The following is a 17,695-nucleotide window of genomic DNA, read 5'->3' as shown; positions in this document are numbered from 1 at the left end:
CCGCAATCGCAAGCCTGAGTGGTGACATGGCTCGTCTGGTCATCGTGGTCGAGAAAGCCTCCGATTGGGGCGTCTATTACCCGTCAGCGGATGTAGTCACCGCAGCGGATTACCTGCGCGAACCGGTGGGCAGCGACGACGAGCGCACCCACGTCATCAATCTCTGCCGCAGCTACAAATATCTCGGCACCGGCTACTACGTGTCGCTGCTGGCCGAGGCGCGCGGACACAAGGTGATGCCGTCGGTGCGCACGGTGAACGACCTGCGCCGCCGTTCGCTTTACGGCCTGGAGATCGAGGACCTCAACACCAAGCTCACCCACTTCCTGCCTGCGGGCGGCCGCGACACCACCGACTTCGGCATCCTCGTCTACTTCGGCCAGACCTCGCAGCCTGCGCTGCAGGATCTGGCGCGGCAGGTGTTCGAAATGTTCCCCTGCCCGTTGCTGCGCATCGAGTTCGAGCGCGATCGCGTGTGGCAGACCAGCGCCATCAAGCCGGTCGGCCTGCAAACGCTGGATGACGCGCAGGAAGACGCCTTCGCGGAGGAACTCGACCGCTTCAGCAAGAAGCTGTGGCGCAAGCCCAAGGCGCGCAAGCAGTTCCGCTACGACGTCGCCATGCTGGTCGATCCGCACGAGGTCATGCCACCGTCGAACAAGCGGGCGCAGAAGGCGTTCATCGCGGCCGGCAAGGAGCTCGGCATCGAAGTCGATCCCATCGGCAAGAACGACTACCAGCGCCTCGCCGAATACGACGGTCTGTTCATCCGCGAAACCACCGCGAGCGACAACCATACCTACCGCTTCGCGCATCGTGCGGAGAAGGAAGGCATGGTGGTGATCGACGACCCGACCTCGATCCTGCGTTGCACGAACAAGATCTTCCTCAACGATTTGATGGTCTCGCGCAAGCTCGCCGTGCCGCGTACCGAAATCCTCTACCGCGACGACGCGCGCAGCCTGAAGGACGTCGCGGAGAAACTCGGCTATCCGCTGGTTCTGAAGATTCCCGACGGCTCGTTCTCGCGCGGCGTGGTGAAGGTGGAGGACGAAGCCGTGCTCGCCAAAGCCACCGCGGAACTGTTCCAGCACAGCGCCCTGCTGCTGGCGCAGGAATTCGTCTACACCGAATTCGACTGGCGCATCGGGGTGCTCAACGGCGAGCCGCTGTACGCCTGCAAATACTTCATGTCGCGCGGCCACTGGCAGATCTACAACCATGGCGCGAAAGGCCCGTCGAAAACCGGCGAGTCGGAAACCCTGCCCATCGGAAGCGCCCCGCCCGACGTGGTGAAGCTGGCGCTCAAGGCCACGCAGGCCGTGGGCAATGGTTTCTATGGCGTGGACATCAAGCGCGTGGGCGACAAGCCGGTGGTGATCGAGGTGAACGACAACCCATCCATCGACGCCGGCGTCGAAGACGAATGCCTCGGCCCCGAGTTGTATCTCAGTGTGATGCGCGAATTCCTGCGCCGGATGGAACTCAAGCGACAGGGCGTCAGCCAGTGAGGCGAACCGTCGCCGCTTCCCTGCGGCGACGAGCCCTTCCACTGCCAGATGGAATCAGTGACGGCGCCGCGGGCGTCGCAATGCGAGCAGTTGCCTGGGCAAGCCCGGCTCGAGAATCAGCAGCAGCGTGAGTGGAGCGACGAACAGCCACAGCAGAGGTGCCCAGCCCAGCAGGGCTGTGTGCAGAGGCACCAGCGTGGTCACCAGCAGCGCAGCGCCTATGGCAAGCCACAGTAGGGCGATGGCCAACAGGTCCCCGTGGTCGTGGTGCTGGATGGTGGGAGTGTGCATGGCTGCTTCCTCGCGGGCGATGGGTGCAGCATGCCGATGTCGCATCTCACGGCTTGCGATCCGCGGCGGACCGTTCGCGTCCGTCATCCTCCTTGCGTGTGGAGATCGCGAAGAGGCTCTTACAATGGCCTCTCATTCCAGGAGCACCGCGTGAGCCAACCCTCCCAGTTCGCCGTGTTCGGTCATCCGATCGCACATTCGTTGTCCCCGCGCATCCACCAGGGCTTCGCGCAGCAGTTCGGCATCACATTGGAATACCGCACCATTGATGCGACGCCGGGGGACTTTGCCGATGCAGTGCGCGCCTTTTTCATCGCCGGTGGTACGGGTGCCAATGTCACCCTGCCACATAAGGGTGCGGCGTCCTCGCTGGCGGACGAGCGCAGCGAGGCGGCAACCCGTGCGGGCACGGCCAACGTGCTCACCCGCCTGCCCGATGGCCGGCTCGTTGCACACAACACCGATGGCGCGGGCCTGGTACGCGATCTCACCGAGCGCCACCGCGTGGATCTGCGCGGTCACGACGCACTGCTGCTGGGCGCGGGTGGCGCGGCGCGCGCTGTGGCGTGGTCGCTGCTGGATGCCGGCGTGCAGACGCTCACCATCGTCAATCGCACACCGGAGACCGCCGATGCGCTGGCCGATGCGATCGGCGAGCCGGCCCGCGTGCATACCCGCTACTGGGACGACCTCGCCAACCTCGGCAGCTACGACCTGATCGTCAATGCCACTTCGGCCGGGGTGTTGGGCGGCGGCTTGAAACTGCCGATGTCGCTGGTGGGCGCGCGCGCGCTCTGCTACGACCTTGCCTATGGCGCGGCCGCCATCGATTTCGTCGCGTGGGCGAAGGCGGGCGGTGCGCGCTACGCGTGGGATGGCCTCGGCATGCTGGTGGAACAGGCGGCCGAAGCGTTCGCGTTGTGGCATGGCCGCCACCCCGACACTGAACCGGTCTACCAGAGCCTGCGTGCAGAGGGCTAAGCAATCCATGCCAACCGCATCGCCCTCTCGAAGGGCGATTTGACCCCGTCTAAAAATGCGGGTGCCAGCATGGCCGGCACAGGGGGTGACCAGAGCCTGTCCGCGATGCCGTCGAGCTCACGGACAAGTTCTTACGGTAGGGGGTAATTACATGTTGCGGATGGGGATGTTCGCTCGAAGCCCGGCCATCGCCGAGCCGAAGTGGTGTACCTGCAGTGTTTTCGCCGCCGGCAGCAGTCCGGTCGATTCGTCCAACGTGACCAGCGCCGATCAGGCGGTCCGGTCGAGGGGAGATAGAGCCATGTCGACTCGTTTGCATACGGTTCGGAGTTTGAGACTTCCCATCGCGCAGTGCGCCTTGGCAGTTCTGGCGTGCACTGGCGTGTCGAACGTGTCGGCACAATCCTTGACGATCGGTTCGCACAACGTGGCCGTAGCCGATCCGACCGTGCCGCGGCCGCCGACGACGCCATGCGTCGTGCCGCTGTACACCAACGCATCCTTCGACAACCCCAGCGGCCCGACGCCGATCAACTACACACCGCCTGCCGGATGTCCCGGTCCCTGGGAAAAAGTCGTGCTCACGATCGACACCAGCATGGTCGGCACCAACCAGTTCGATCGTACCGGCTCCATCTGGCTGGGTGGCGCGATCCTCTATTTCGGCACCACGCAGGAACCCAGCGTCGCACCGCCCAGTGCCACGACCTGGCATATCGAAAAAGACGTGACCGACTACAGCGCACTGTTTACGGCCAGTCAGGCCGGGCACTCCGACTTCGTCAATTACGTAGAGGGCCCATACGACGGCAAGCTCAGCGGTTCGGCGGCGCTGTATTTCTACCCCCTGGCGAATGACGGCAATCGCGGCAGGAATGGCGACAACGGAGGTCATGGGATTCTGCAACCGCGCCCGGATCTCGTGCTGTCGATGAATTCGAATCCCGCGAACGGCACCTATGCCCTGAACACGACAGCCGACCAATACACGGCAACCTATACATCGCTGCCGAGGAATATCGAACGCGCTTACCTCGAAGTCTACGCACAAAGCCAGAGCAACGACGAGATCTGGTATTCGTGCAATCCGAACGACCAGGGAACGCTGAGCTTCTTCGGTTGCAACAACACGGCGTTCCGCGAAACCGAAATCAGCATCGATGGCCAGCCTGCCGGCGTCGCACCGGTGTACCCGTGGATTTACACCGGCGGTACGGGCAATCCCGGGCTCTGGGAACCGACGCCCGGTGTGCAGACGCTGTCTTTCGTTCCCTATCGCGTCGACCTTACGCCTTTCGCCGGCACCCTCGACGATGGCAAGACGCACAGCATTTCGATGAGCGTGTTCAACGCGAACCAGTATTTCAGCGTTGCCGGCAACTTGCTGCTGTATCTCGACCACGGTTCCAAGCAAGTCAGGGGAGCAGTCATTTCGAATAGCCTGGCCGCCGTGCCCACGCCCCGGGTTGTCGAAAACCTCACCACCGATGCAAGCAACAACGTGACTGGCGGAAACATCACCGTCACGTCGAACCGCAAATTCGCCATTGTCGGCGTGGTGGCCACCTCGCATGGCGTGGTGCAAACGGAAGTGGCGCAGAAGATCGCCTTTTCCAACTCGCAGGACTACACCCTGCCGGCCAACAGCGAAGGCGAAAACATCGTCCAGACCACGACGGTGGATTCGACCACGACGCGCACCGATGGCCACAAGACGGTCGTTCTTCGCGAGCGGCACAGCTATCCGCTGAAGCTGAACTTGGGCTATTTCGAACAGGCCGACGGCAGCTATCAGCAGTACACCGATGTGAAGGAGCAGGGGTACAGGCAATCGGCTTCCGTGTTTCCCGGATATTTCCTGGGAGCCGAGGCTACCGTGGACAATACGTTCGACGGAAACAACACCTACAACTGGAACGCGGCAGGGCAATTTACCGGGGCCACCGACACGTACAGCCACCAGGATTATCGCTACAGGGATTCCTTCGACGAGTGCTACAGCCGCAAGATCTCCTCGAAGGACAACGCTCTCACGGGTTGGGTGGATGGCGCGGCGTGCTGGATGGGTTCCAACAACCTTTCCTGGCGTGATCGCTTTTCGCAATATGCATCCAGCGTCTACGGCGCGACCGTGCAATTGTTGCCTTGACCCGGCTCAAGCATGGGCAAGCAAGAAAGGACCGGGAAGCCGGTCCTTTCTTTTTGGCCGGGCCGTGGGCTTCGCTGTCGGCCCGATCCGCAGAGTCATCGCGTTGACACAATGCACAGTTAGCTTGCAGCCCGGTCGACGGTGTTCCTTGAGACAGCCACGACCTTGGTTTCGTCAGGCACGGGTGTCATGCAAAGTCTTGTTTCGTTCTTCTCGCGCCGCCGGGTCTGGTTGGGTGGCGCCTTGCTCTTGATGCTGATCGGTGGTGGCTGGTGGCATTGGAATGCCCGCGCCACGGCCCAGTCACCGTCTGACGACAACGGCGTGCACATCCTGCTTGGCCTTGCCGCCGACGCGCGGCGCGATGGCCGACTTGTCGCACCGGTAGGCAGCAACGCGTTCGAGTTCTACTTCAGCGTGCTGCAGCTCGAGCCAGGCAATCGCATCGCGATGGAAGGGCTGCACGACATGTTCAAGTCGGCTTGCGAGGACACGGAGCACACCATCGCTGCCGGTGACCTCGACGAGGCGCAACGCGAGCTGCAACTGCTGCGTGCGTACGATGCCGGCAACTACAAGTACGATCCTGCCCACGAGGAACTGAATGCGAGCGATTACAAGCTCGCCTTGCTCGGCGGTTATCTCGACGCCCAGCGCAGGCTGCTGGGTCGCGCGCATGCCGAACAAGCCGCAGCGATGGCCGCTCGGCAGACGGCTGCGGTGCAATAGGAGCCTTTAGAAGGCTTTCGGTTGTTCACTCCCCCAGGTAGTCGCACTTCACTCGCACGTAGTGCGCGGCGGAGTACATCAGCTGCTCAACTTGCGCGTCGCTGAGCACGCGCACGAACTTCGCCGGGTTGCCCAGCCACAACTCGCGCTCGCCCACCACCTTGCCCGGCGGGATCAGCGCGCCAGCACCGACGAAGCCATGCTTCTTCACCACCGCGCCGTCAAGCACGCTGGCGTGCATGCCGATGAGGCAACCATCCTCGATGGTGCAGGCATGCACGACGGCAGCATGGCCGATGGTGACGTCCGCGCCGATCAGGCAAGGGTAGCCTGGGCCATAAGGGCCGGCGTGTGCGACATGCACGATGGCACCGTCCTGGATGTTGCTGCGCGCGCCCACGCGGATGTGGTTCACGTCGCCGCGCAACACTGCGCCGGGCCAGACCGATACATCGTCGCCCAGCACCACGTCGCCGATCACCGTGGCGGCGGGGTCGAGGTAGACACGTTCGCCGAGGACGGGGGCGATGCCCTTGTAGCTGCGCAGATTCATGGGGGCATTTTAGAGGCTGTCACAGCCGGGTTCCCGATCCTTGCGCTCGGCTTCCAGCACGCGCAGCGTTTCGCGGTAGCCGGCGTCCACCGCGCGGCGCCAGCTCTTCCATTCCAGCAGGCCCACTCGTTCCAGCGGCGGTACGATCAGCCGGTGCGCCAGCGCGCGGCAGCGCTCGCTGGTTTCCTCGCTGTTGACCATCGCGGCGCGGGCGAGGGTGGACACCAGGCCCGGCCAGCGCGGGCCGCGACGCTGTTGCAGCAGCAGGCGCCACCATGGCGGGGTCGCCACGTCGTCGATGCCGGCACGCAGCGCCATGCCGCCGTGGATGCTCAGTGCGGTGAGGTGAGCGATGCCGTCGGTGGCCATCACGTCGGTGGGCAGGTTGTCCACCAGCGCGCCATCCACGTGGACTTCGCCGCGATGGAGCACCGGCGGCAGCACGCCGGGGATCGCGCTGGAGGCGCGCAGCCACAGCCACAGCGGCCCGGTGCGATGCACCGCGCGGCCGGCGCCGGAGAGGTTGGTGGAGACGCAGAAGAACGGCTTGCCCAGATCCTCGATCTCGCTGTCGCCGAAGGCCTCGCGCAGCATGTGGCTGGCGCGGCGGCCGCGGGTCAGCGCCACCAACGGCAACGTCCAGTCCGACAGTGGGCGGCTGCTCACGAAAGCCTCGAAGTAGCGGCGCAGCATGGTGTCTGTGTCCCAGCCGTGGGCCACGCCTGCGCCGATGATCGCGCCGATGCTGGTGCCACCCACGGCGTCGAAGGCATGGCCCGCATCGCGCAGCGCCTTGATCGCGCCGAGGTGGGCCAGCCCGCGCGCGCCGCCGCCGGCCAGCACCAACCCGCGCGCGTGGCCGGTGACCAGCCGCGCCACCCGTTCGATGTCGCCCTCGCCGCAGATGTGGTGGTGCATCAGCGAGCCGCTGAACGGCGCGCGCCAGCGTTGCGCCGAGCCGCGCTCCGGTTCGCCGCGCTCGTGCAGCAGCAACAGGTGGCGCGGACGGTGCTCGGTGCGGGCCGGGTGGCCGGGCGCGAACTCTGTCCAGGGCTGCGCCGCCTGCGCGGCCAGCGCAGGCAGCAGCAGAGCATCGGCCTGGCGCAGGCAGCGCTGGCGCCATTCCGGGTCCCTGTCGTCGTCGAGGTAGAGCACGAACTGCGCCCAGGCCTCGCGCTCGGCGAACCAGTCGCTGCCGCGATCCCGGCCTAGTTCGGCGTCGATCACCGTGCAGTGGCCGTAGGGCTCCATGGCCGTGGCCAGTTGCTGCGCCAGTTCGCGCACCGGGACGCCGCGGTGCGCGGGCAGCATCGCGAAAGTGCGCGGCCGGTTGGGCGACGGTACGCGGTGCTGGTTCTGCAGCAGGCGCAAGGTGGCGGTGCGCGCCACCGCCAGCATGGTGGTGGGGTGGCGTTCCACCATCGCCTCGAAGTCGGCGACATCCAGCCGCAGCAGTTCGGAATCGCGCAGCGCCCGCACGGAGAGGTGGTGGTTGCCGCCTGAGAGCAGGCTGATTTCCCCCACGCAGTCGCCCGCGGCAAGCTGGTGCATCAGGGTGGAGGGACCGTCGAACACGCCCAGGCTGCCGCTGCGCAGCAGGTACAGCGCCTCGGAGGGCTCGTCGGCCTCGAACAGGTACTGGCCGCCGGGCAGGCACAGCCAGCGCATGCGCCTGGCCAGCATCTCGAGCTGGAATTCGTCGAGGTGCGCGAAGATCGCGGTGCGCCGGATCAGGTCGGCCAGGTCGGTGGGCTGCATGGCGGCAATGCTACTTCGGCGCCGTGAGGGCGGTGTCGTCGCGCTTGATTTCGCCCGGTGTGGTCGCCACGCTTCGCGTCGGAAAGGAGCACTTTATGACCCAAGACAATCCCCTGCTGGCCGACGATGCACTGCCGGCGTTTTCCCGCATCCGTCCCGAGCATGTGGCACCGGCCATCGCCGATATCCTCGCCGACGACGATGCCGCAATCGCTGCGATCATCGCCCCCGGCGCGCTGCGCGATTTCGCGCATGTGATGCTGGCGCAGGAGCGCCTGGGCCAGCGCCTCGCCCGCGCCTGGGCGCCGGTGTCGCACCTGCACTCGGTGGCGGACAGTCCCGCGCTGCGAGAGGCCTACGGGCCGGCCGAGGAGAAACTCACCGAACACGCCATCGCGCAGGGCCAGAACCGCGACCTGTACGCCGCCGTGCAGGCGGTGGCCGACGCGCCGGGTTTCGCCGCGCTGTCGCGGCCCGAGCGCGCATTGGTGGAACACGCGCTGCGCGACTTCAGGCTCTCCGGCGTGTCGCTGGAGGAACCCGCGCGCAGCCGCTTCCGCGAGATCGGCGTCGAGCTGTCGAGGCTCTCCACCGAGTTCTCCAACGCGGTGCTGGACGCCACCGACGCCTGGCACGAGCACGTCACCGACGAGCGCGATCTCGCCGGCATCCCAGAATCCGGCCTTGCGGTGCTGCGCCAGTACGCCAAGGACCAGGACCTGGACGGCTACCTGGTCACGCTGAAGCAGCCCAGCGTGCAGGCCGTGCTTACCTATGCCGACAATCGCGGCCTGCGCGAACGCGTGTACTGGGCCTACCAGACGCGCGCTTCCGACCAGGGCCCGCACGCCGGCAAGTACGACAACTCCGCGCGTATCGAGAAGATCATGGCGCTGCGCCATGAGGCCGCGCAGCTGCTCGGCTTCGCCAATACGGCAGAGGAATCGCTGGCCACCAAGATGGCCGGCTCGCCCACCGAGGTTATGGAGTTTTTGGGTGACCTCGCCGCGCGCGCGAAGCCGGTGGCGCAGCGTGAGCTGGCCACTCTGCGCCAGTTCGCACACGAGGAACTCAAGCTCGACAACCTGGAATCATGGGACGTCGGCTACAGCTCCGAAAAGCTGCGCCAGAAGAACTACGCGCTAGACGAAGAGCAGCTCAAGCCCTATTTCCCGCTGCCCGCGGTGGTCGATGGGCTGTGGGCCATCGTGCGCAAACTCTACGGCATCACGCTTGCCCCCCGCGATGGCGTCGACGTATGGCATCCGGACGTACGCTACTACGACGTGATGGATGCCGACGGCCGCGTGTTTGCCGGCGCCTATGTCGATCTCTATGCGCGCAACGGCAAGCGCGGTGGCGCGTGGATGGACGTCTGCCGCGCCCGCTTCGACGATGGCGCCGCGAAGCAGCTGCCGGTGGCCTTCCTCACCTGCAACTTCGCGCCGCCCACCGAAGGCCGGCCCGCGCTGCTCACGCATGACGACGTGCTCACCCTGTTTCACGAATTCGGCCATGGCCTGCACCACCTGCTCACCGAAATCGCCCTGCCCTCGATCGGCGGCATCGACGGCGTGGAGTGGGATGCGGTGGAGCTGCCCAGCCAGTTCATGGAGAACTTCGGCTGGAATCGGGAGGCACTAGACTTGTTCGCACGCCATTGGCAGACCGGAGAAGCGTTGCCGGAAGAACTGTTCCAGCGCATGCTCGCCGCGCGGCATTTCCACGCCGGCCTGTTCCTGGTGCGCCAGCTGGAATTCGCGCTGTTCGACTTCAGCCTGCACCTCGGCTACGACCCCGCCGAAGGCGCGCGGGCACTAGCCGTGCTGGAACAGGCACGCAAGCAGGTGGCGGTGCTGCATCCTCCGGCGTGGCAGCGCTTCCCGCATGCGTTCTCGCATATCTTCGCCGGCGGCTACGCGGCGGGTTACTACAGCTACCTGTGGGCCGAGCTGCTCAGTGCCGACGCGTTCGGCGCGTTCGAGGATGCGGCGAAGCAGGCTGGCAGCGTGATCGATCCCGTTGCCGGCGCGCGCTTCCGCTGCGAAGTGCTTTCCGTGGGCGCAAGCCGTCCGGCATTGGAAAGCTTCGTGGCCTTCCGCGGTCGCAAGCCCGAGCCGGAAGCATTGCTGCGCAGCCACGGTTTGCTGGACTGAACGAGCCAGTCGGCGGTCGGCTGCGATCCGGAATCAATCGAACAGCCATTCATGGCCGCGCCTCCAAAGAAAAAGCCCGCCTTGCGGCGGGCTTTCCCAGGCGGCGGAGTGCAGAGGCTTAGGCCTTCTGCACTTCCTCGGCCTGCAGGCCCTTCGGGCCCTTGGTGACGACGAAAGTGACGCGCTCGCCTTCCTGCAGCGACTTGAAGCCATTGCCCTGGATCGCGCGGAAATGCACGAACAGGTCTTCACCGCTTTCCGGCGTAATGAAGCCGAAGCCCTTGGCATCGTTGAACCACTTAACCGTACCGCTCTGACGTTCCGACATGACACATACCTTTGAAACATGAATGAATCGCGGCCGGACGGGTGTGCCTGACCGCAACATGGAGCAGGAAATCCGAGTCCTCCCCGGCTCTTGCCGTCGCGAGCATACATGGAAAACGGCCGTGGCGCCGGTTGGGGCCGTCACCGGTTCAGCTGGAAACCATCCCTTACAATACCCGCATGAAGATCGCCTCGTGGAACGTGAACTCGCTGAAGGTGCGCCTGCCGCAGCTTTTGCAGTGGCTGGTGGACGCCAGGCCGGACATCGTGGCGCTGCAGGAAACCAAGCTGGAGGATGTGAAATTCCCCGCCGCCGAGCTCGCCGCCGCCGGCTACCACACGGTGTTTTCCGGGCAGAAGACCTACAACGGCGTGGCCATCCTCGCTCGCGCGGAGCTGGGCGATTTCGCCGACGTGGTCACCGACATCCCGGGCCTGGACGACCCGCAGCGGCGCATCCTCGCCGCCAGCGTGGGTGGCTTGCGCATCGTCGATCTCTACGTCGTCAACGGCAAGGCGGTGGGCGATGAGAAGTACGCCTACAAGCTGCATTGGCTGGAACGCGTGCGCGCGTTTCTTGAGGCCGAAATTGCGCGACACCCCAAGCTGGTGGTGCTGGGCGATTTCAACATCGCGCCCGACGACCGCGACGTACACGACCCCGCCGCATGGGGCGAAGATATCCTCTGTTCGCCGCCCGAACGCGCCGCGCTCAAGGCCATCACGGATCTCGGGCTGCACGACAGCTTCCGGCTGTTCCAGTCCGAGGGCGGCCACTTCAGCTGGTGGGACTACCGACAGGCCGCGTTCCGGCGCAACATGGGCCTGCGCATCGACCTGATCCTGCTCGGCGAAGCCTTGAAATCCGCCGCCAGCGCCGCGGCGATCGATCGCGAACCGCGTCGCTGGGAACGCCCTTCCGACCACACGCCGGTGACGCTGGAATTGGATACGTGATGAATACAAGCAAGACCGACTGGCCCAGCTCGCTCACCGACGAAGAGCTCGACGAACTGGATCGCTACCTGCGCGCACATACGCAGGAGAATGACACCCACCTGCTGCTGGATGGCGTACACGGTTTGCTCAGCGCGCTCGCGGTCGGCCCCCTGCAGGTGTTGCCGGACGAATGGCTGCCTGAAGTCCTGCACGAACCCTTCGACGACGAAGCCGAAGGCAACCGCGTGCTGGCACTGCTGGCCAAGCTCAACGACTCGATCAGCGCCGAACTCGATGTGGACGCCTATGAGCCCATCCTGGGCGAGATCGATACCGACACCGGCCCCGCGCTTTCCGCCGCCGGCTGGTGCGAAGGCTTCAGCCGCGGCATCGACCTGCGCGCTGCGTTGTGGGAAAGCCGCCTCGCCGATGATCCGCAACTGATGGAATTGCTGGGACCGGTGATGGCGCTGGCGGTCGACGACGGCGTGCTCAGCGCCGAAGCCGAGTTCGAGAAGCTCAGCGACGAGGAATACGACGACTGCCTCACGCAGATCCCTGCAGTGCTCGGCGCCGTGGGCCAGTACTGGCTGGCCAAGCCCGTTACCGAAGCCGAGCTGGAAGCGATGGTGCAGCGGCACAGCGAACCGGAAATCCAGGAAGGTACGGCACCGCGACACCGCAGCGGGCACTGGGTGCATTGATCGCGGGCAGGTTGGAGTGGGCAGGGACAGACGCATGCATGCCGCCTCACCACTCTATGAGCCGCTGAATACGCTGAAGACGGTTGCGCCCGGACTGTGGATTGTCGACGGTCCAATCGTGCGCATGGCCGCGCTGGGCGGCAGCGCGCCGTTTCCCACCCGCATGACCGTGGCGCGGCTGGCCGACGGCGGTCTATGGTGCCATTCGCCGATCGAGCCCGATACGGCGCTTTTCGCAGCGATCGATGCGCTGGGGTCCGTGCGCCACCTGGTCTCGCCGAACAAACTGCACTACGCATACATTGCCGCATGGAAGCAGCGTTATCCGGATGCTGTCGCCTGGGCGTCGCCTGGTGTGCGCGAACGCGCGGCTGACCAGAAGATCAAGGTCGCCTTCGATGCCGATCTGGGCGACGTGTCCGAGCCGGTCTGGGCCGGCGATCTCGATCAACTGCATTTCCGCGGCAGCCGCGCGATCGAGGAAATAGTGTTCCTGCACCGTGCCAGCGCCACGCTGATCCTTGCGGATCTGATCGAGAACTTCGAGCCGGCAAAGCTGGGGACAGCAATGCGCTGGATCGCGCGGTTAGGTGGCGTGCTCGATCCCGACGGCAAGACCCCGCTGGACATGCGCTTCACCTTCCGCGACAGAGCCCGCGCCCGCATCTGCCTGCAGCAGATCATGGTCTGGCAGCCGCGACGGATCATCCTCGCCCACGGCCGCTGCTATCTGGAGAACGCAGAAGCGGAACTGCGCCGCGCATTCCGCTGGCTGGGCTGAGTTGGGATCGTCGCATCGTGGGAACAATCCGTTCCCCGCATGGCGCTTGGGTAATGCGCGCCGGGCGCGCATCTTGGGCGGCATTCCTTCAACCGGAGCATCGTCATGAGCGAACGCCGCATCCTACGCCGCATCCGCGGCATCGACACCGCCGACGGCGCGGGCGTGAAGCTGAAGCGCATCATCGGCCAGCCCGGGCTGGACATGCTCGATCCCTTCCTGCTGCTGGACGAGTTCCGTTCTGACAGCGCCGACGACTACATCGCGGGTTTCCCCGAGCATCCGCACCGCGGCTTCGAGACAGTCACCTACATGCTGGCCGGCCACATGCAACATGGCGACAACCACGGCAACCGTGGCGACCTGGTGCCCGGCAGCGTGCAGTGGATGACCGCCGGTCGCGGCATTCTGCATTCGGAAATGCCGCAGCAGGAAAACGGCCTGATGTGGGGTTTCCAGCTGTGGGTGAACCTGCCCGCCAGCGACAAGATGACCGCGCCGCGCTACCAGGACATCGGTCCCGAGCGCATTCCCGTGTTGCATCCGGCCGCCGGCGTGACGGTGAAGGTGATCGCCGGCGAGCTGGCCGGCGCTGTCGGGCCGGTGGCCGGCATCGTCACCGCGCCGGTGTACATGGACATCGCGATCGAACCGGGCGCCCAGGTGGAGATTCCGCTGCCCGAAGGCCACCACGCCTTCGCGTACGTGTTCGATGGTACCGATGCCCGGGTGGCCGGCGACAAGCTCGCGCGCAGCGAACTGGCGGTGCTGTCGACGGGTGAACGCGTGTGCATCGACGGTGGCGACGAACCGGCACGCGTGCTGCTGGTCGCAGGCCGGCCCCTGGGCGAGTCGGTGGCGCGCTATGGACCGTTCGTGATGAACACGCCCGAGCAGATCCACGAGGCCATCGCCGACTTCCGCGCCGGCAAGTTCTGACGCGCTGCGTCCTCAATTGCCCCGGCCAAGCTGGCCGGGGCTTGGCCGGGCACGGTGGATACGATTGTGGCGACAGCTGTGCTGTCGCGAAAAGCCAACCGGATCGACATGCAGCCTGTGATCGCCAGCCCGATTGCGGGCCCTCTCTGCTTGGGCGCGTCCCCGGCGGTAGCGGCTGGTACGGCTGATGCTTAATCCTTCAGTGCAAAGGGATTGATGCCGACAAAGGCCTTGGATTCAGGGGCTTGCAAGTTGCCCGGCATAGGCGTTAAATAAAAATTAATCTTCAGGCTTCAACTGGCTGTATGCTTAACTTCCAGTCAAAGCGTAACAATTAATACATAACCTACTGATTTTAAAGTCATGTCTGCTTCGATTCTCATTGTCCTCAGCCTGTTCGTGCTCGTCGCGTTCATGGTGAAGCGCGTTCCGGCCGGGCAGGTCTGCAGCCTTTATCGCCGCGGCAAGACGGTGCGTCTGCTGCAGCCGGGCATCCATCTGGTGCTGCCGCTGCTGGATCGGGTAGGACATCGCATCGACCTGGGTGGCCGGGTGCTGCGTTTCGAGGAGCCGCTGGTCGATGCGGGCGACGTGCGCGGCACGGTGTACTGGCAGGTGCTGGAGCCCGAGCGCGCCGATGCCATGATCGAGCAGGCCGACCAATTGATTCGCCGTGGCGCGGTGGAAGCATTGCAAGGCAAGGTCGAGGCGGCTGCCGATCAGCGCGCGCTGGGCCAGCAACTCAAGCAGAGCCTCAATGGCATGTTGCGCCCGCGTGGCGTGATGGTCACCCGTGTGGAACTGGATCTCGCCGCCTGAGGGCAGGACGACACTGCGCAGGGCCGCCCTAGAGCGCCCGCGCACAGGGGAGTTGAGAAAGCTTTGGCCCGCCGTCTGGCGGGTTTTTGTTTTTCCTGACTTAAGTAGCGCGGCTACGGGATGGCCGCCGATTTGATGCTTGCGATCGAACATGAATGACCGCGAGCATTGTTTCGCCGGATACTGGCCGGCCCACCATTGCACAGGATCCCGCATGAGCCTCCGCGCCGCCCTGCAGGCCCGCCTTGAACAGGGCATCGCCGCGCTTGGCCTCGTCCTGCCTGCGGATGCGGTGGAACGCCTGCTGGATTACCAGGCCCTGCTGGAGCGCTGGAACGCGACCTACAATCTCACCGCGATCCGCGATCCCGCCGAGATGGTTACCCGCCACCTGCTCGACTCGCTGGCGATCCTGCCTTACGTTCAGGGCGAGACCCTGGCCGACCTCGGCACCGGCCCCGGCCTCCCAGGCATCGTGCTGGCCATTGCCGCACCAGGGCGACAGCTCCTGCTGGTGGATTCCAACGGCAAGAAGGTGCGCTTCCTGCGCGAGGCGATCCGTGCGCTGAAGCTCGACGGCGTGCGTGCAGTCCAGTCGCGGGTGGAAGAGGTGGAGGACACGTTCGACTGCATCACGGCGCGCGCCTTCGCCAGCCTCGCCGACATGCTCGGCTGGGGCGGCCACCTGCTGGCGCCGGACGGCATCTGGCTGGCGATGAAGGGCAAGGCGCCGGACGAGGAATTGCCCGGCGTGCCGCCCGGCTTCGCAGTGCGCGGCATCCACGCGCTCGCCGTGCCGGGATTGGACGCCGAGCGCAGCCTGGTCGTGCTCGGTCGCAGCGCAAGCTGAATCCGGCTGCTAATCTAGATCCCCTTTCGCGCACACGAAACGACGACATGGCACGCATCATCGCTGTCGCCAACCAGAAGGGCGGCGTCGGCAAGACCACCTCGGCAGTGAACCTCGCGGCGGCGCTGGCCGCGGCGAAGCGCCGCGTGTTGCTCGTCGACCTCGATCCGCAAGGCAATGCCACCACGGCCTCCGGGGTGAACAAGCACGAAGCGCGACCCAACGGCTGCGCGGTACTGCTGGAAGAAGCCGCGGTGGCCGATGCCGTGGTCACCACCGATGCCCATTACGACCTGCTGCCGGGCAACGGCGACCTCACCGCCGCCGAACTGAAGCTGATGGACACGCTGGCGCGCGAGCACCGCCTGAAGGAACAGCTGGCCTCGGTGGCCAACCGCTACGACACCATCCTCGTCGATTGCCCGCCCACGCTGAACCTGCTCACGCTCAACGCGCTCACCGCGGCGGACGGCGTGCTGATACCGGTGCAATGCGAATTCTTCGCGCTGGAAGGTCTTTCAAGCCTGCTGGAAACGGTCAAAGCGGTGCGCCAGCGCCTGAATCCCAAGCTGGAAATCGAGGGCCTGCTGCGCACCATGTACGACGTGCGCAACAACCTCGGCAACGAAGTGTCGGCGCAGCTCACCGCGCACTTCGGCGACAAGGTGCTGCGCTCCATCATTCCGCGCAATATCCGCCTCGCCGAAGCGCCCAGCCACGGCCAGCCTATCCATCTCTACGATCGCAGTTCGCGCGGTGCGATCGCCTACATCGGACTCGCCGGCGAAATCATCCGCCGTGAGCGTGGCCTGCCGCCGATACCGGTACCGGTCGAAGCCAGCGACGCTGCCGAACCCGAAGACGCCGCCGAGCCACCCGCGCGGAGCGTGCAAGGCATGGCGCTCAAGGCGCCCGCTGCCAACCATCGGGATTAAGGGCCTGTCCATGATTTCCAGGTACTCCGCGTTGTCGTCCAATGACCATCCGGTGGCGGTGCGTGGCAGGAGCCTGACCGGTGTTCAGGCCAAGCCGCGCACTGCGGCATGGCGGCCATCGGATGGCAACGCTTTGGGCCGGGTCTGCTTGCCCGCATTCCTGCGTCATCATTCGTTCGTGGACCGGCGTCCACTCCCTCACTCTTCCTTGGCCTGCGCGCAAACAGCCTCCGGCGCCAGGTGCTTGGAAATCATGGACAGGCTTTGACATGGCTGCTGCAAAGAAGCGCGGATTGGGTCGCGGGCTGGACGCATTGCTGGGTGGCGATGGCGCCGCCGCGCCTGTGCTTGAGCAGGAAGGCGAGCTGCGCACCCTGCCGATCCAGCAGATCCAGCCCGGCAAATACCAGCCACGTCGCCATTGGGACGACGAGGCGCTGGACGAGCTGGCTGCCTCGATCAAGGCCCAGGGCCTGATCCAGCCGGTGGTGGTGCGTGCCATCGGCAAGCATCAATACGAACTGATCGCGGGTGAACGCCGCTGGCGTGCCTCGCAGCGCGCCCAGCTCGCCGAGATCCCTGCGTTGGTGAAGGAGGTGCCGGAAGTCGCGGTGCCCGCGATGGCGCTGATCGAGAACATCCAGCGTCAGGACCTCACGCCGCTGGAGGAGGCCGACGCGCTGAAGCGCCTCATCGAGGACTTCGACCTCACCCACCAGCAGGCCGCCGACGCGGTGGGCCGTTCGCGCGCCGCGGTGTCCAACCTGCTGCGGCTCACCGAAATGCCCGAGCCGATCAAGAAGCTGCTCGACGAGGGCAAACTGGAGATGGGCCACGCGCGCTGCTTGCTTACCCTCGACGAATCCGCAGCTCTGCAGCTGGCCCGTCAGGCGGTGACCCTGGGCTGGTCGGTGCGCGAGCTGGAGGACGCCGCGCGTCGCGCCCAGGCCGCGCCCAAGGGCAAGGCCAAGCGCGCTCCAGTGCGTGATCCCAATGTCGCCGCGCTGGAGCGCGAGCTGGCGGAACGCTTCGCCACCCGTGTCGAGCTCGCCGCCGGCAGCGGTGGCCGCGGCAAGCTGGTGATCCACTACCACAGCAATGACGAGTTGGAAGGCATTCTCGGCAAGCTGCGCTGACGTGATGCCCGACCACGTCCGCCCGGGGTGCGGGCTCGAAGCGTCGGAGTCGAAAGGTCGCCCTCCGACTCCTCTTCGCCACGCTCAGGGCGAACCGCGAGATGCCACGCTTTGCCTGCGTTATCCATCCGCATCGG

Annotated in this window: 17 protein-coding genes; 13 read left to right on the top strand and 4 right to left on the bottom strand. The window is 65.5% G+C overall.

The genetic code is table 11. The annotated features are described in order from the left end of the window. Nucleotides 1-26 precede the first annotated feature (26 nt). Nucleotides 27-1,511 (top strand): RimK family protein, encoded by a 1,485-nt coding sequence (locus ISP25_RS13305; protein WP_192159053.1) that lies wholly within the window; start codon nt 27-29, stop codon nt 1,509-1,511. 54 nt (nt 1,512-1,565) lie between these two features. On the opposite strand, the gene ISP25_RS13300 is transcribed toward ISP25_RS13305, so the two are convergent. Further along, nucleotides 1,566-1,802 carry a hypothetical protein gene (locus ISP25_RS13300; RefSeq protein ID WP_192159051.1) on the bottom strand — a complete coding sequence of 79 codons (237 nt, stop codon included), beginning with the start codon at nt 1,800-1,802 and terminating at the stop codon, nt 1,566-1,568. 150 nt (nt 1,803-1,952) lie between these two features. Between ISP25_RS13300 and aroE the strand changes: the two genes are divergently transcribed. From aroE to ISP25_RS13285, 3 genes are all read left to right on the top strand, one after another. Beyond that, a complete protein-coding gene (aroE, locus tag ISP25_RS13295) occupies nt 1,953-2,783 on the top strand; it encodes a shikimate dehydrogenase (RefSeq protein ID WP_343227584.1) in 831 nt (276 codons plus the stop codon). 301 nt (nt 2,784-3,084) lie between these two features. Continuing rightward, on the top strand, nt 3,085-4,932 hold the full coding sequence (locus ISP25_RS13290) for a peptide-N4-asparagine amidase (protein ID WP_404614508.1): 1,848 nt from the start codon (nt 3,085-3,087) through the stop codon (nt 4,930-4,932). A 189-nt stretch (nt 4,933-5,121) separates the two neighbouring features. Beyond that, complete coding sequence (locus ISP25_RS13285; RefSeq protein WP_192159045.1) at nt 5,122-5,661, top strand: hypothetical protein; 540 nt, start codon at nt 5,122-5,124, stop codon at nt 5,659-5,661. Nucleotides 5,662-5,686: 25 nt separating this feature from the next. Here ISP25_RS13285 and ISP25_RS13280 read toward each other — a convergent pair whose 3' ends face one another. After that, complete coding sequence (locus ISP25_RS13280; protein ID WP_404614506.1) at nt 5,687-6,214, bottom strand: gamma carbonic anhydrase family protein; 528 nt, start codon at nt 6,212-6,214, stop codon at nt 5,687-5,689. A gap of 9 nt (nt 6,215-6,223) precedes the next feature. Further along, nucleotides 6,224-7,972 carry a patatin-like phospholipase family protein gene (locus ISP25_RS13275; protein WP_404614504.1) on the bottom strand — a complete coding sequence of 583 codons (1,749 nt, stop codon included), beginning with the start codon at nt 7,970-7,972 and terminating at the stop codon, nt 6,224-6,226. 95 nt (nt 7,973-8,067) lie between these two features. Here ISP25_RS13275 and ISP25_RS13270 point away from each other — a divergent pair, with 95 nt between their 5' ends. Continuing rightward, nucleotides 8,068-10,128, top strand: a complete 2,061-nt coding sequence (locus ISP25_RS13270) for a M3 family metallopeptidase (protein ID WP_404614502.1) — start codon at nt 8,068-8,070, stop codon at nt 10,126-10,128. A gap of 118 nt (nt 10,129-10,246) precedes the next feature. Here ISP25_RS13270 and ISP25_RS13265 read toward each other — a convergent pair whose 3' ends face one another. Further along, a complete protein-coding gene (locus tag ISP25_RS13265) occupies nt 10,247-10,456 on the bottom strand; it encodes a cold-shock protein (RefSeq protein WP_077480516.1) in 210 nt (69 codons plus the stop codon). Between the two features lie 179 nt (nt 10,457-10,635). On the opposite strand from ISP25_RS13265, the gene xth reads away from it, so the two are divergent. From xth to ISP25_RS13225, 8 genes are all read left to right on the top strand, one after another. After that, nucleotides 10,636-11,412: an exodeoxyribonuclease III gene (gene xth / locus ISP25_RS13260; RefSeq protein ID WP_404614500.1), complete on the top strand. Its 777-nt coding sequence runs from the start codon at nt 10,636-10,638 to the stop codon at nt 11,410-11,412. Next, nucleotides 11,412-12,098: a YecA/YgfB family protein gene (locus ISP25_RS13255; protein ID WP_404614498.1), complete on the top strand. Its 687-nt coding sequence runs from the start codon at nt 11,412-11,414 to the stop codon at nt 12,096-12,098. Before xth ends, ISP25_RS13255 begins: the two co-directional genes overlap by 1 nt. Before the next feature lie 34 nt (nt 12,099-12,132). Continuing rightward, nucleotides 12,133-12,879: a DUF4336 domain-containing protein gene (locus ISP25_RS13250; RefSeq protein WP_404614496.1), complete on the top strand. Its 747-nt coding sequence runs from the start codon at nt 12,133-12,135 to the stop codon at nt 12,877-12,879. Nucleotides 12,880-12,984: 105 nt separating this feature from the next. Further along, entirely contained in the window at nt 12,985-13,818 is an 834-nt protein-coding gene (locus tag ISP25_RS13245) for a pirin family protein (RefSeq protein WP_404614494.1), read from the top strand. Between the two features lie 363 nt (nt 13,819-14,181). Continuing rightward, complete coding sequence (locus ISP25_RS13240) at nt 14,182-14,637, top strand: SPFH domain-containing protein (RefSeq protein WP_192159029.1); 456 nt, start codon at nt 14,182-14,184, stop codon at nt 14,635-14,637. Nucleotides 14,638-14,851: 214 nt separating this feature from the next. Further along, nucleotides 14,852-15,487 carry a 16S rRNA (guanine(527)-N(7))-methyltransferase RsmG gene (rsmG, locus tag ISP25_RS13235; RefSeq protein ID WP_404614492.1) on the top strand — a complete coding sequence of 212 codons (636 nt, stop codon included), beginning with the start codon at nt 14,852-14,854 and terminating at the stop codon, nt 15,485-15,487. Between the two features lie 47 nt (nt 15,488-15,534). Continuing rightward, nucleotides 15,535-16,422 (top strand): ParA family protein, encoded by an 888-nt coding sequence (locus ISP25_RS13230; protein ID WP_192159025.1) that lies wholly within the window; start codon nt 15,535-15,537, stop codon nt 16,420-16,422. Between the two features lie 269 nt (nt 16,423-16,691). Beyond that, nucleotides 16,692-17,558: a ParB/RepB/Spo0J family partition protein gene (locus tag ISP25_RS13225; RefSeq protein ID WP_192159023.1), complete on the top strand. Its 867-nt coding sequence runs from the start codon at nt 16,692-16,694 to the stop codon at nt 17,556-17,558. Nucleotides 17,559-17,695: the final 137 nt, after the last annotated feature.

Source organism: Rhodanobacter hydrolyticus, assembly GCF_044904645.1.
Note: the sequence above shows the minus strand (reverse complement) of the source record. Positions and strands in the feature narration are given on the sequence as shown.